Source organism: Amycolatopsis sp. NPDC043885, from assembly GCF_056435685.1.
Map to the genome: position 1 here is coordinate 104,632 of NZ_JBWKEA010000019.1, position 14,056 is coordinate 118,687.

9 protein-coding genes and 1 pseudogene are annotated in these 14,056 nt (G+C 69.4%); 4 read left to right on the forward strand and 6 right to left on the reverse strand.

Annotated features, from left to right (window positions below):
• Positions 1-138: 138 nt before the first annotated feature.
• From AC069I_RS36635 to AC069I_RS36645, 3 genes are all read right to left on the reverse strand, one after another.
• Positions 139-1,329, reverse strand: a complete 1,191-nt coding sequence (locus AC069I_RS36635) for an SWIM zinc finger family protein (protein ID WP_478230034.1) — start codon at positions 1,327-1,329, stop codon at positions 139-141.
• The gene (locus AC069I_RS36640) at positions 1,329-4,085 is read right to left on the reverse strand and encodes a DEAD/DEAH box helicase (protein ID WP_478267424.1); all 2,757 of its coding nucleotides are present in this window, start codon (positions 4,083-4,085) and stop codon (positions 1,329-1,331) included. Before AC069I_RS36640 ends, AC069I_RS36635 begins: the two co-directional genes overlap by 1 nt.
• 138 nt (positions 4,086-4,223) lie before the next feature.
• On the reverse strand, positions 4,224-6,299 hold the full coding sequence (locus tag AC069I_RS36645; RefSeq protein WP_478267425.1) for an acyl-CoA dehydrogenase family protein: 2,076 nt from the start codon (positions 6,297-6,299) through the stop codon (positions 4,224-4,226).
• A 157-nt stretch (positions 6,300-6,456) separates the two neighbouring features.
• Between AC069I_RS36645 and kstR the strand changes: the two genes are divergently transcribed.
• Complete coding sequence (gene kstR, locus AC069I_RS36650) at positions 6,457-7,104, forward strand: cholesterol catabolism transcriptional regulator KstR (protein ID WP_038523880.1); 648 nt, start codon at positions 6,457-6,459, stop codon at positions 7,102-7,104.
• Between the two features lie 68 nt (positions 7,105-7,172).
• On the opposite strand, the gene AC069I_RS36655 is transcribed toward kstR, so the two are convergent.
• The 3 genes and pseudogenes from AC069I_RS36655 to icmF all read right to left on the reverse strand — a co-directional run bounded on the left by AC069I_RS36655 (position 7,173) and on the right by icmF (position 12,230).
• The gene (locus AC069I_RS36655) at positions 7,173-8,162 is read right to left on the reverse strand and encodes a TIGR03557 family F420-dependent LLM class oxidoreductase (protein ID WP_478267426.1); all 990 of its coding nucleotides are present in this window, start codon (positions 8,160-8,162) and stop codon (positions 7,173-7,175) included.
• Positions 8,159-8,950 (reverse strand): annotated as a pseudogene (locus AC069I_RS36660) (LLM class F420-dependent oxidoreductase). The gene AC069I_RS36655 and the pseudogene AC069I_RS36660 overlap by 4 nt, the downstream one beginning before the upstream one ends.
• A gap of 43 nt (positions 8,951-8,993) precedes the next feature.
• Positions 8,994-12,230, reverse strand: a complete 3,237-nt coding sequence (icmF, locus tag AC069I_RS36665; protein WP_478267427.1) for a fused isobutyryl-CoA mutase/GTPase IcmF — start codon at positions 12,228-12,230, stop codon at positions 8,994-8,996.
• Positions 12,231-12,365: 135 nt separating this feature from the next.
• Between icmF and AC069I_RS36670 the strand changes: the two genes are divergently transcribed.
• The 3 genes from AC069I_RS36670 (at position 12,366) to AC069I_RS36680 (ending at position 14,055) form a co-directional block, all read left to right on the forward strand.
• On the forward strand, positions 12,366-12,704 hold the full coding sequence (locus AC069I_RS36670; RefSeq protein ID WP_478230028.1) for an ArsR/SmtB family transcription factor: 339 nt from the start codon (positions 12,366-12,368) through the stop codon (positions 12,702-12,704).
• The gene (locus AC069I_RS36675; protein WP_478230027.1) at positions 12,697-13,350 is read left to right on the forward strand and encodes a DUF899 domain-containing protein; all 654 of its coding nucleotides are present in this window, start codon (positions 12,697-12,699) and stop codon (positions 13,348-13,350) included. Before AC069I_RS36670 ends, AC069I_RS36675 begins: the two co-directional genes overlap by 8 nt.
• Positions 13,351-13,497: 147 nt before the next feature.
• Positions 13,498-14,055, forward strand: a complete 558-nt coding sequence (locus AC069I_RS36680; protein WP_478233632.1) for a dihydrofolate reductase family protein — start codon at positions 13,498-13,500, stop codon at positions 14,053-14,055.
• The last annotated feature ends 1 nt before the right edge of the window (position 14,056 follow it).

A 14,056-nucleotide genomic window follows, 5' to 3' on the forward strand; every position in this document is an offset into this window, starting at 1 on the left:
GTGTTTTTGGGGGGGGGGAGGGGTTTTGGGGGGGGGGGGGTAAGGGGGTGAGGGATGGGCCGGGGGGGTGGGGGGTGGTTTTTGGGGTTCGAACCCGAAACGCCACTCACGACCACCGCGCCCAACGCTCTCCGCCGGCTATTCGCAGGGCGGGTAGATCACGTCGGTCGGCCGGGCGGAAGACGGGCCGTCGACCCGCCAGCCTTCGCCGTCGCGCACAAACCGGTACCACCGTTCGTCACGGCCGTAGCGCAGTTGCAGATCGCCCTGGGTGATCCGGTTCCGCCAGGTCTTGGGCTCTCCCGGCAATCCCGACTCGGCGAGGTCCGCCCTGGCCTGGGCGAGCGGCGCCTGCCCCGGCCGCCACGCCTCCCGGACCACCGCCATCCCGCCCCGGCCCGCCTCACGCCAGGCCTGCGCCCACAGGGCCAGATCCCGCACCGCCACCCCGGCCGCTTCGGCGAGTTCGGCGATCACATGCGGGTCACTCGCCGCCGCGCGGCGCGCGAGGTCTTCCTCGAACGACAGCTCCACTTCACGCTCGGGCCCCATGACCAGCAGCTCCCAGGCCCTCGCGGCGGCGTCGGCCGCCAGTTCGACGAACATTTCGCCGCTCCAGCCGGTGCGGTGCGGCGGGTCGACGTCGAGGACCGCGGGCGGTCCGACCGTGCCCGGGACGGCCGGCCGCGGCGGGAGCGCGGCGATCCGCCGGGTGTACGCGCGTTTCGGGTCCACTCCGGGCGCGGCGGGGGCGCGCACCCGCTTGCCCGGCTCGCTCGCGGGCGCGCGGCGGGACCTCAGTTCCGCGAGCACGGCCTCCCTCGGCCTGCCGCGCAACAGGAACAGCACGAACGGATCGGCGTCGACCTCGTCCGCGACCAGGTAGTACACCGCGGCGACGTGCTTGCACGGGTTCGCGCTGTCGGGACAGGAGCACTTCGGGCGCAGATCTCCGGGACCCGGCAGCAGATCCGCGCCGGCGGCTCGAGCGTCCTCGGCCAGCTCACCGGGCAGCTCGCCGTCGAGAAGGGCGGCGACGTGCCCGAGCCGGGAGCCGACCATCCCGAGCAGGCTCTCCCACTGCTGTCCGGTGAACGCCCGCATGTGGATGGTCACCCGGTACGGCACCGTCCGGCTGCCCTGCACCCAGGCCGTCACCTCGCCCTCGCCGACCGCGAGCTTGCTGACCGTGCCCTTGCGCGCGTACGTCCGCCCGCGCGGCAAGCGGTTCGGATCGAGTTTGGCGCGTTCCTCCAGGGCCTCGACCCACGCCTTACCCCACCACGTGTTGCCGAAGGTGCGCCGTTTCCGGCCGGTCATGCCGGGCATCACGTCTCCCCGAGCCGGACCAGGTCGGCCAGTTCGTCGTCGGAAAGCTCGGTGATCCAGTCCTCGCCCGCGCCGATGACCGCGTCCGCCAGCCCGCGTTTCGTCTCCAGCACCTTGGCGATACGCTCCTCGAGCGTGCCCTCGGCGATCAGCCGGTGCACCTGGACCGGCCGGTCCTGCCCGATCCGGTACGCGCGGTCGGTGGCCTGGTCCTCGACCGCCGGGTTCCACCAGCGGTCGTAGTGGATCACGTGGGTGGCCTTGGTCAGGTTGAGCCCGACCCCGCCCGCCTTGAGCGAGAGCAGGAACACCGGCACCTCGCCGGCCTGGAACCGGGCGACCATGTCCTCCCGGACCTTGGGCGTGCTCGACCCGGACAGCAGCATCGTCGGCAGCCCGCGTTCGGCCAGGCGTTTCTCCAGCAGGCGGCACAGCTGGACGTACTGGCTGAACACGAGCACGCTGTCACCCTCGTCGAGGATGACGTCGAGCAGCTCTTCGAACGCGGCGAGCTTGCCGGACCGGCCGTGCAGCACCCCGGGTTCCTTGAGGTACTGCGCCGGATGGTTGCAGATCTGCTTGAGCTCGGTGAGCAGTTTGAGCACCTGCCCACGCCGGGCCACGCCGTCCAGCTCGCGGATCATCGCGAGGTTCTCCCGGACCACGGCCTCGTACAGCGTCGTCTGCTCGGCGGTGAGCGGGACGAACCGGTCGGTCTCGGTCTTGCGCGGCAGCTCGGGGGCGATGTCCGGATCGGTCTTCTTGCGGCGCAACAGGAACGGCCGGACCGTCGTGGCCAGCCGTTCGGTGGCGGCGACGTCACGGTCGCGTTCGATCGGGCGGGCCACCTTGCGGCGGAACCCGTCGAGCGAACCGAGCAGGCCCGGCGTCGTCCAGTCGATGATGGACCACAGTTCGGTGAGCCGGTTCTCCATCGGCGTCCCGGTCAGCGCGACCTTCGCGGCGGCCGGGATCTTCCGCAATTCCTTGGCGGTGGCCGAAAGCGGGTTCTTGACGTGCTGCGCCTCGTCGGCGGCGATCATCCCCCAGTCCACTTCGGACAGTGCTTCGCGATCGCGGCGGAGGACGCCGTACGTGGCGAGCACGACTTCGTCCGGCGCGACCTCGTCGAGATGCCGCCCGCCACCGTGGAACCGGCGTACCGGGATGTCCGGCGCGAACCGGGCGAACTCACGTTCCCAGTTGCCCAGCAACGACGTCGGGCACAGGACGAGGGTGGGGCCTTCGCCGAGGGGACGGCGGTGCAGGTGCAGGGAGATGAGCTGGATCGTCTTGCCGAGCCCCATGTCGTCGGCGAGGCAGGCGCCGAGACCGAGGCCGGTCATCGTCGCCAGCCAAGCCAGCCCCGCCTTCTGGTAGGGCCGCAGGGTGGCCTTCAGGTCCCCGGGTTGCTCGATCGGTTCCGCGGCGCTTTCCCGGATTCGCTGGAGCAGCCCCGTCAGCGCCGATGGCGCGGTGAACTCGACCTTTTCGCCGTCCAGCTCCAATTCGCCGGTGAGCGCCGCGGCCAGCGCCTCGGCCCCGGACAGCTTCTTCGCGCGGTGAGCACGCACCTTGGCGAGCAGGCGCGCGTCGACCTTGACCCATTTGCCCCGCAGCCGTACCAGCGGCCGCTTCGCCTCCGCGAGCGCCGTGACCTCGGCGTCGGTGAGGTCCTCGTCGCCGAGGCTCAGCCGCCAGCGGAACTGAAGCAGGCTCTTGAGCGTGAACTCGGGCCCGGTGACACTGCCAGGGGCCTGCGTCGCGCTCGCCTTCGCCTTGAGCTCGCCCGCGAAGAGGTCCTTCGGCCACTGCACTTCGATGCCGGCGCCGCCCAGCGCCGCGTCCCCGTGGGTCAGCAGGTCGACGACCTCGTCGTACTCGAGTGTCAGCCCGGTCGGCGCGGCGGACCGGAGCATGCGGCCGAGGGGCGCCCATGCCCTGGCGCCCCGGCGGAGGCCGAGCAGCAACTGCGTCTCGACCTGCTCGCCCATCCGTTCCAGCACCGCTTCGGGCGCGTCCCACAGCGTCGCCGCCTCGACGATCAGGCTCGGATCCGCGGCACTCCGCACCGCGAGGACCGCGGCGAACTTGGGTTCTTCTTCGGGGTTCTCGGGCTCGTGCACCTCCATGCGCAGGACGAGATGCGCGCCCTGCGCCTGCCGGGCGCTCAGTTCCGCCAGCCACGCGGCACCGTCCGGCCCGACCAGCGTCGGCTCGGTCGCGGCGAACGCCGGACCGCCCGCCGCGACGCTCGCGGCGGGCGTGCGGACCAGCACGTCCGCCGTCGCGTCCCAGAGCGCGCGGATCAACGACTCCGGCGAATGCAGGCGGATCCGCTTCAGCCCGGACAACGGCAGCGCGTGCGCCTCGGGAGGCAGCGCGGCGGCGAGCCCGCGCAGCATCTCCTCGTCGGCGACGTCGAGCGGCCCGACCCGCCACGAATCCACCCCGCCGGGTGAGGCCGCGGGCAGCAGCCTGCCGCGGGCGATGAGGTTCACCCCGGCTTCGGTGACGGCCGACCACGCGGCGATGGCCGGGCTCAAGTCGCCGTCCGCGGTGAGCAGCCGCGGAATCGCGCGCGACAACGGGACGAGTGCCGCGTCGACCTTCGTGCGCCGGAAGACCTTCCCCACCGGCAGCACGAGTTCGATCGCGGTGTCACCCGCTACGCCGTCTCCCCAGAGCGCCAGCACGCCGTCCCGCGGGGGATCCGAGGGGACGAAGGTGGCCTGGGTTCCTGTGCCGAACTCCACGCCCAGCACGCTAGAGCACCGGACCGACAGGCCGCGGGCGGCGGTGCTATGAAAGGTCCTTTCCTTGCAAATTTTGCCAGGAAAGGACCTTTCATAGCACGCGGAAGGGGCGTGACCGGGACTTTCACGACCCGGCTTTCAGGACCGGGGCAGCCCCAGCAACCGCTCGGCCGTCAGCGACAGCAGCACCTGAGTCGTCCCGCCCGCGATACTGAGGCACCGGGTCAGCAGGAACTCGTGCTGCGCGGGGTCGCCGGCGACGAGCGCGTTCTCCCCCAAAGCCTCCAGCGCGAACTCCGCCACAGCCTGCCGATGCCGCACACCCAGCAGCTTGCGCACACTCGACTCGGCACCCGGATCCTGGCCGTCGAGCCGCCGCAGCGTCGCCCGCAGGTCCAGGACCGAACACGCGCTGCCGTCGGCGATCAGCGCGCCGAGCCGCTCCCGATCGGCGTCGTCGCCCAGGGTGGCGAGCAGATTCTCGACCCCCTCCCCCACCGCCGATCCGCTCCCGAGGGCGACGCGCTCGTTCGCCAGCGTCGTCCGCGCGAGCCGCCAGCCGCCGTCGACCTCCCCGACCACCATCTCGTCCGGGACGAACACGTTGTCGAGGAACACCTCGTTGAAGACGGCGTCGCCGGTGATCTCGCGCAGCGGGCGCGTGCTGATCCCGTCCGCGGTCATGTCGACGAGGAAATAGGTGATCCCCTTGTGCTTCGGCGCGTCCAGATCGGTGCGCGCCAGGCAGATCGCCCAATCGGCTTCGCGCGCGAGCGAGGTCCACACCTTCTGGCCGTTCAGCAGCCATCCGCCGTCGACGCGGCGGGCCGTCGTGCGGAGCGACGCGAGGTCGGAGCCCGCCTCGGGCTCGCTGAACAACTGGCACCAGGTGATCTCGCCGCGCAACGTGGGCGCGGCGAACCGTTCGCGCTGTTCCACCGAGCCGTGTTCCAGCAGGGTCGGGATCGCCCAGGCGCCGATCACCAGGTCGGGACGGCGGATGTCCGCGGCGGCGAGGGCGGCGTCGATCCGCAGTTGCTCGGCCGCGGCGGCGCCTCTGCCGTACGGCGCGGGCCAATGCGGGGCCAGCAGTCCCGAATCCGCCAATGCGACCCGGCGTTCCGGCTCGGGTAAGGCGGAGATTTCGCCTACCAGGTCACGGAGTCCGGTGTCCTCACCGACGTCGACGCTCAACGTCCGGCGGTCGCCGCGCAGCGCGAGTTCGGCCGCGCGACGACGCCAGCGGGCGGAACCACCCAGCCATTGCCGCAGCGCCACCGCGCGCCGCAGATAGAAATGCGCGTCATGCTCCCAGGTGAATCCGATACCGCCGAGGACCTGAATGCAGTCCTTCGCGTTGGCCACGGCCGCGTCGAGCGCGTAGGCCGCCGCGGTCGCCGCCGCGAGGGCGTGCTGCGCCGGGTCTTCGGCCGCTCTCGCCGCGTCCCACGCGAGCGCGTCGGTGGCTTCGGCCCGGCACAGCATTTCCGCGCACAGATGCTTGATCGCCTGGAATGACCCGATCGGACGGCCGAACTGTTCCCGCACTTTCGCGTACTCGACGGCGATCCGAAGACACCATCGTGCGATCCCCGCGGCTTCCGCGGCGCCGAGTGTGGCGGCGTGGGAATCCACTGGCAGCGCCTCGAAAACCGCTTCGGGCCGCACCTTCGCGCACCGAACCCGGCCGACCGGCCGGGAGACGTCGAACGGCTCGCACCGCTCGATGTCCACTCCGGACGCTCCGGGTGGGATGAGCGCGGAGACGTCGCCGTCGGAGACCAGCGTCCACGCCGACGGGTGAACGTCGAGAGCCGGGCCCGACTGGCCGTCGACCACCGAATCCGCGATACGAAACCCGCCGCCCAGCACCACCGCCATCCTTTCGGTCCCGTCCGCGAGACTGGGCAGGATCTCCTTGACGGCCTGGGGAACCGTCGCGAGCAACGCGCCGCCCAACGCGGTCCCGAGGACTGGACCGGGCACGAGTGCTTCGGCCGCTTCGGCGAGCCCGGCGGCCAGATCGGCCAGCGTGCCGCCTGCGCCGCCGACGTCTTCGGGAATCGCCACGCCGAACAGGCCGAGTTCCGCCAGCCCTGGTGGCGGCTCGGTGATCCGGCCACTTCGGACGGCGTCGACGGGACGGGCGGAAGCCGCCCAAGCGCGGATCGACGCGGCCAGGGCCGCCTGTTCCTCGGTGAGCGCGATCGACACGGGTGAGACCTCCTCGCCGGACCTACCCGCGAGTGTAGAACGTGTTACAGTTTCTTGCCCAGTGGGTCACGTCTTGAACAGTTCGTCCGCTTAGGTACGCTACGCGGGGAAAGTGGAACAAGTTCCGAAGATCGGTTCGACGAAGGGGGACGTGGCGATGCCAGGGAAGGCCAAGGCACCCACGAGCGCGAAGGCGCGAAGCGGCAATGGTCTCTCCGCGCTGGGCGGCGAGGAACTCGGCTCCGCGGCACAACGCGACCGGCGGCGCCGCATCATCGACGCGACCCTCACCCTCGCCGCGAAAGGCGGGTACGACGCGGTCCAGATGCGCGCGGTCGCCGAGAAGGCGGACGTCGCGCTCGGCACGCTGTACCGCTACTTCCCCTCGAAGATCCACCTGCTGGTTTCCGGGCTCGCCAGGGAATTCGAACGCGCGCAGGAGAAACTCGACCGCGCGGCGATCCCCGGCGACACCCCGAGCGAACGGCTGATGTTCGTCCTCGGCCGCAACACCCGGCTGATGCAGCGGGACCCGCACCTGACCGAAGCCATGGTCCGCGCGTTCATGTTCGCCGACACGACCGCCGCCGCCGAGGTCGAGCAGGTCGGGCGGCTGATGGAGAACATGTTCGCCAAGGCCATGGGCATCGAGGACCCGACCGAGGCCGATCGCGACATCTTCCACGTCATCGCCGACGTCTGGATGGCGAATCTGGTCGCCTGGGTGACGCGGCGCGCGTCGGCGGCCGACGTCGCGAACCGGCTCGAACTGTCGGTGCACCTGCTGCTGGACAAGAACGTCTGAACGCTATGAAAGGTCCTTTCCTCGCAAATTTTGCGAGGAAAGGACCTTTCATAGCGCGCGAGGGCGGGTCAGGCGGTCAGCTTCGGCAGCACGTCCCGTCCGAAGGTCTCGATGAACGCGTCCTGGTTCCGGCCCACGTTGTGGATGTAGATCCTGTTGAACCCGGCGTCGACGTACTTCTGCAGCGCCGCGCGGTGCACGTCCGGATCGGACGAGACGACCATGCGGCCCTCGAAGTCCTCACGCCGCACCAGTTTCGCCACCTGCGCGAAGTCGAACGGCGAGCGGATGTCGGCCTTCGGGAACTTCATGCCGCCGTTGGGCCACTGGTCGAGCGCGTTGGCCCACGCCGTCTCGTCGTCCTCGGCCCACGACAGGTGCACCTGCAGCAGCTTCGGCATCGAGTCCGGGTCCTTGCCGGCCTTCCGCGCGCCGGTGCCGAAGTTGTCGAGGATCCCCGCCAGCTTCTCGATCGACGCGCCCGGCGTGATCAGCCCGTCCGCGAGCTCACCGGTCTTGCGCGAGGTGTACGGACCGGCCGACGCGATGTAGATCGGTGGCGGCTCGTCCGGCAGTGTCCAGAGCCGGGCGGTGTGCAGTTTGAAGAACTCGCCGCTGTGCTTGACGTCTTTGCCGGTGAACAGCTTCCGGATGATCTCGAGCGCCTCGAACATCCGCCGTACGCGCTCGGGTGCTTCGGGCCAGTAACCGCCGATGATGTGCTCGTTGAGCGCTTCGCCGGAGCCGATGCCGAGCCAGGTCCGGCCGGGGTACGTCGCCTCCAGCGTCGCCGCGGCCTGCGCGACCATCGACGGGTGGAGCCGGAACGATGGGCAGGTCACGCCCGGCCCGAGGTCGCCGGTGGTGTTCTCCGCCAGCGACGCGAGCACGCTCCACACGAACGAGGCTTCACCCTGCTGAGGGACCCACGGCTGGAAGTGGTCGGCGGCCATCTGGCCGGAGAATCCGTGCTGTTCGGCCAGCGTCGCCAGCCGGATCGACTCGCGCGGCGAGAACTGCTCCAGTGCCGCGGCCAAGCCGATTTGAACCTCAGTCACGCCTGCTGCCCCTTTCGAAAGCTCTCGGCGACCTTCGCGAACTGGTCGAGTCGTTCCAGTGTCGCCGCTTCGGGCTCGGTCGGCAGGAAGAGCGTCGCCTAGTCGACGCCGCCCTCGGCCAGCCTGCCCAGCGCGTCCTCTTCCGGGGTGGCACCGAAGGCCGAGAACTTGAGGTCACTACGGCCCTTGTCCGCCAGCCACTGACGAGCCCGGCGAAGCTCCTCCGGCGGGGTGTGGGCGTGCGGCAGCCAGCCGTCCCCGTACTTGGCGATCCGCTCCATCGCCTTCTGCCCCGCGCCACCGATGTAGATCGGCGGATGTGGCTTCTGCACCGGCTTCGGCCACGCGAAGATCGGATCGTAGTCGATGTGCTCGCCGTGGAATTCGGCCTCGTCCTTCGTCCAGATCTCCTTCAGCGCCGCGAGTTGCTCGTCGACGAGCGCGCCGCGGGTGCGTGGATCGGTGCCGTGATTGCGCATTTCCTCCCGGTTCCATCCGACGCCGACGCCGAAGACGAACCGGCCTCGCGAGACCAGGTCCAGCGAAGCGACCTCTTTCGCCGTGTGGATGACGTCGCGTTGCTGCAGCAACGCGACGAACGGGTCCAAGGTCCGGTAGTACACGCGCGGCAGTTCGCCACCGCCCGGGTAGGGCGTTTCCCGGCTGACCGGGATATGCGAATGCTCCGCGATGTGGAGCGAGCTGGACCCGCGCTCTTCGGCGGCCGCGGCGAGGACGTCCGGTCTGATGCCTTCATCGGTGATGAAGGTGGCGACTCCGATCTCCATGTCCAGCAACTACCCGGACACGCGCCGCGATATTCCCAGGCCGCTACACGTTTCGCCGGTACTGCCCGCCCACCTCGAAGAAGGCCTCGGTGATCTGGCCGAGCGAGCACACCCGCGCCGCGTCCATCAGGACACCGAACAGGTTGCCGCCCCGGGTCGCGGCCTCGCGCAGTGTCTTGAGCGCGACCTGCGCCTCGGCCTGGTGCCGGTGCTGGAAGTCCTCGAGCCGCTCCAGCTGCGAACGCTTCTCGTCCTCGGTCGCCCGCGCGAGTTCGACCTCGACGTCGTTTTCGCCGCCGTTCGGGTTGCGGAAGGTGTTGACGCCGATGATCGGCAGTGTGCCGTCGTGCTTCTGGCGTTCGTACAGAATCGACTCGTCCTGGATCTTGCCGCGCTGGTAGCCGGTCTCCATCGCGCCCAGCACGCCGCCGCGTTCGGAGATCCGGTCGAACTCCAGCAGCACGGCCTCTTCCACCAGATCGGTCAGCTCGTCGATGATGAACGAGCCCTGCAACGGGTTCTCGTTCTTCGACAGGCCCCATTCCTTGTTGATGATCATCTGGATGGCCATCGCGCGCCGCACCGAGCTCTCCGACGGCGTGGTGATCGCCTCGTCGAAAGCGTTGGTGTGCAAGGAGTTCGCGTTGTCGTAGAGGGCGCAGAGCGCCTGCAGCGTGGTCCGGATGTCGTTGAAGCTCATCTCCTGCGCGTGCAGCGACCGGCCGGAGGTCTGCACGTGGTACTTGAGCTTCTGCGAGCGCTCGTTGGCGCCGTAGCGCTCCCGCATCGCGACCGCCCAGATCCGGCGCGCGACCCGGCCCAGCACCGAGTACTCGGCGTCCATGCCGTTGGAGAAGAAGAAGGACAGGTTGGGCGCGAAGTCGTCGATGTCCATCCCGCGCGCGAGGTAGCTCTCGACGTAGGCGAAACCGTTCGACAGAGTGAACGCCAGCTGCGAGATCGGGTTCGCGCCGGCCTCGGCGATGTGATAGCCGGAGATCGACACCGAGTAGAAGTTCCGGACGCCGTGCTCGATGAACCATTCCTGGATGTCGGCCATCATGCGCAGGCTGAACTCGGTGGAGAAGATGCAGGTGTTCTGCCCCTGGTCCTCCTTGAGGATGTCCGCCTGCACGGTGCCGCGGACGTTGCGGAGCGCCCACTCGCGCAGTTCGGCGGCCTCGGCGTCGGACGGCTCGCGGCCGTGCTCGGCCTTGAACGCCGCCATCCGCTGGTCGATCGCGGTGTTGAGGAAGAACGCGAGGATCGTCGGCGCCGGGCCGTTGATCGTCATCGACACCGACGTGCTCGGCGAGGTCAGGTCGAAACCGTCGTAGAGCACCTTCATGTCTTCGAGCGTCGCGATGGAGACGCCGGAGGTGCCGACCTTGCCGTAGATGTCGGGCCGGGTGTGCGGGTCGTGCCCGTACAGCGTCACCGAGTCGAAGGCGGTCGAAAGGCGCTTCGCCTCGGAGTCGGCCGAAAGGAGCTTGAACCGCTTGTTGGTGCGGAACGGGTCGCCCTCGCCCGCGAACATCCGCGCCGGGTCTTCACCCTCGCGCTTGAACGGGAAAACGCCCGCGGTGTAAGGGAAGTAACCGGGAAGGTGCTCGCGGCGCAGGAACGACAGCAGCTCGCCGGACTCGGTGTAGCGCGGCAGCGCCACGCGCGGGATCCGGTTGCCGGACAGCGTGTCGCGCCAGAGCTGGGTGCGCAGTTCCTTGTCGCGGATCTTCACGACCAGCTCGTCGGCGCGGTAGGACTCGGCGAGTTCCCGGAACCGGGCCAGCAGCTTCGTCGTTTCACCGTCCACATCGGACTCGGCGGCGGCGAGCAGGCCGTCGAGCGCGTCGGTGCTCGCGTCGGCGGCGGCCAGCGCCTCCTTGGCGGCGGCGAGGTGCTCGCGTTTGCGCAGGGCGGCGACCTGCTGCTCGGTCTTGGCGTGGTAACCCCGGACGGTCTCGGAGATCTCCGCGAGATAGCGCGTCCGGTTGGCCGGGATGATCGTACTGGCGTCGGTGGACACCTTGCCCTCGACCTTCGGGAGCACGCCTGCCGAGACGGTCAGGCCACGCTCGGCGAGGGTGTCGCGCAGGTGCTGGTAGAGCGCGGTGACGCCGTCGTCGTTGAACTTCGCGGCGCTGGTGCCGTAGACCGGCATGTCCTCGGGCGAGGAGCTGAACGCCTCGCGGTTGCGCACGAGCTGGCGCGCGACGTCGCGGCGGGCGTCTTCGGCGCCGCGGCGCTCGAACTTGTTGATCGCCACCGCGTCGGCGAAGTCGAGCATGTCGATCTTCTCCAGCTGCGACGCCGCGCCGAACTCCGGCGTCATGACATACAGCGACTGGTCCACGTAGTCGACGATGCCGGCGTCGCCCTGGCCGATACCGGGCGTCTCGACGATCACCAGGTCGAATCCGGCGGCCTTGCACGCGAGGATGGACTCGGAGAGCCCGGTGGGGATCTCGCCGCTGGTGGTCCGCGTGGCGAGCGAACGGAAGTAGACCGGGCTGCCGTCGAGGCAGTTCATCCGGATGCGGTCGCCGAGCAGCGCTCCTCCGCCCTTGCGGCGCGACGGGTCGACGGCGAGCACGGCGATGCGGAGCTTGTCCTCCTGGTCCAGCCGGAACCGGCGGATCAGTTCGTCGGTGAGCGAGGACTTACCGGAACCACCCGTCCCGGTGATGCCGAGGACCGGCACCGTCCGCGACTTGGCGGCCTCGGTGATCTTGTCGAGCGCGTCCTGCGGCAGCGCCTCGCGCTGAAGCTGCGTGATGACCCGGGACAGCGCCGGGATGTCCCCCGAAAGCAGCTTGTCCAGCGAGCCGGGCGACTGCGCGGACAGGTCCGTGTCGCAGGCCTTGATCATCAGGTTGATCATGCCCGGGAGGCCCATCTCGTAGCCGTCCTCCGGCGAGAAGATCCGCGCCACGCCCCGGGAGTGCAGCAGGTCGATCTCCTCGCGGACGATGACCCCGCCGCCACCGCCGAACACCTTGATATGCCCCGCGCCGCGCTCGTTGAGCAGCTCGACCAGGTAGCTGAAGTACTCGACGTGCCCGCCCTGGTAGGCGCTGATGGCCACACCCTGGACGTCCTCGGCGATGGCCGCGGTGGCGACCTCGTCGACCGACCGGTTGTGCCCGAGGTGCACGACCTCCGCGCCCTGCGACTGCAGGATGCGCCGCATGATGTTGATGGACGCGTCGTGCCCGTCGAAGAGGCTCGACGCCGTCACGAAACGAACGGGGTTCACGGGCCGGTGCAGGTCGCTGCTCATCCCTCCAAAATACTTGGACTTCCTACTGTTTTAAACCCATCCACTCGCGTGATGACGCTCTCACTCGTCCTTGACAGATCGACTCGCACCAGTATATTCAACCTAAGGGTTAAACAACCGATTGATTGAGCAGCGATGACCACTGATCAGCTCAGCGCCACGTTCGCCGCACTGGCGGACCCCACCCGGCGGGCGATCCTCGCCCGGCTGGCCACCGGCGAGGCCGGCGTCAACGAGCTGGCCGAACCCTTTCCGGTCAGCCTCCAAGCCATCTCCAAGCATCTCAAGGTCCTCGAGCGCGCGGGCTTGATCAGCCGGAGCCGGACCGCGCAATGGCGGCCCTGCCGGCTGGAGGCCGCCCCGCTCGGCGACGTCTCCGAGTGGGTCGAGCGCTACCGGCGCTTCTGGGAAGGCGGTTTCGACCGCATGGAAGAGCACCTCGCGGAACTGAGGAAAGGCGAACACAATGACTGAGACCGTCACCCTGCCGGAAGTCGTCTCGGCGGGCGAATGGCAGATCGCCCGAGACGCGTTGCTGGCCAAGGAAAAGGAGCTCACCCGCGCGGCGGACGCGATCGCCGCCGAACGGCGACGGCTGCCGATGGTCCGCTTCGACAGCACCTACGAATTCGACGGGCCCGAGGGCCGGGTCACCCTCCTCGACCTGTTCGAGGGGCGGCGGCAGCTGATCATCTACCACTTCATGCTCGCCCCCGGGCAGAAGGCGGGCTGCCCCGGCTGCTCGATGGTCGTGGACAACATCGGTCACCTCGCCCACCTGCACGCCCGCGACACCACGCTGTACGTCGTCGCGCCGGCGACACTGCCCGAGATCGAGCGGTACAAGGAGCGGATGGGCTGGACCGTCCCGTGGGTCTCGACCGCCGACGGCTTCAACCCGGACTGCGGCATCGACGGCGGGTTCGGCATCAGCGTCTTCCTGCGCGACGGCGACGAGGTGTACCGGACGTACTTCACCACCGGTCGCGGCGGGGACCAGCTGGTGGGAACGCTGCGATACCTGGACCTGACCCCGTTCGGGCGGCAGGAGGCCTGGGAGGAGTCCGGCCGCGGGACAGACGGCCCCGGGCACTGGTGGAAGCGGCACGACGAGTACTGAGCCCTGCCGCATTTAGTCCTCTGAATGCGCCCCGAGCGCATCCAGAGGACCCCTAAATGCGGGAGGCATGTCGAGAACCCCGCGCCCGCTCCGACCCCTCGGTGTCCGGCGCCCGGAAGGCGGGCGCCACACCGGAGGGATCAAGCCATGCGCAAGCTCGTCTACGCCGTCCACACCTCGCTCGACGGCCGCATCGAAGGCCCGGAGGGCGAGTTCGACTGGACCACGATGGGCCCGGAGCTTTCCGCCCACTCCCAGGAACTGGTCGACCGCGCCGACACCTTCGTCTACGGACGACGGGTCTGGGACATGATGGCGTCGTACTGGCCGCAGGCCGAATCGATCTCCGACGACCCGCACGATCTGCGGTTCGCCCCGATCTGGCGGAAGACGCCGAAGATCGTCTTCTCCAGGACGCTGGAGAACGCGGACTGGGGCACCGAAGTCGTGGCGGGTGACCTCGCCGAACGCGCGGCCGAACTCAAGGGCAGGCCCGGTAAGGATCTGCTGCTGATGGGCGGGGCCGAGCTGGCCACCGCGCTCGCCGACCACGGCCTGATCGACGAGTTCCACGTCGTCGTGCACCCGGTGGTACTCGGCGGCGGCAAGCAGGTGTTCGCGGGCGGAGCGCGCACGGACCTGCGGCTGACCGGCACCCGGACGATGGACGGGCGCGCGGTACTGCTGACCTACGAAGCGAAGTGAG

Excerpts from the sequence above, each read along its gene's own strand:
- AC069I_RS36635 (WP_478230034.1), bottom strand. The coding sequence starts at position 1,329 with ATGCCCGGCATGACCGGCCGGAAACGGCGCACCTTCGGCAACACGTGG.
- kstR (WP_038523880.1), top strand. The coding sequence starts at position 6,457 with ATGCCAGGGAAGGCCAAGGCACCCACGAGCGCGAAGGCGCGAAGCGGC.
- icmF (WP_478267427.1), bottom strand. The coding sequence starts at position 12,230 with ATGAGCAGCGACCTGCACCGGCCCGTGAACCCCGTTCGTTTCGTGACG.
- AC069I_RS36670 (WP_478230028.1), top strand. The coding sequence starts at position 12,366 with ATGACCACTGATCAGCTCAGCGCCACGTTCGCCGCACTGGCGGACCCC.
- AC069I_RS36675 (WP_478230027.1), top strand. The coding sequence starts at position 12,697 with ATGACTGAGACCGTCACCCTGCCGGAAGTCGTCTCGGCGGGCGAATGG.
- AC069I_RS36680 (WP_478233632.1), top strand. The coding sequence starts at position 13,498 with ATGCGCAAGCTCGTCTACGCCGTCCACACCTCGCTCGACGGCCGCATC.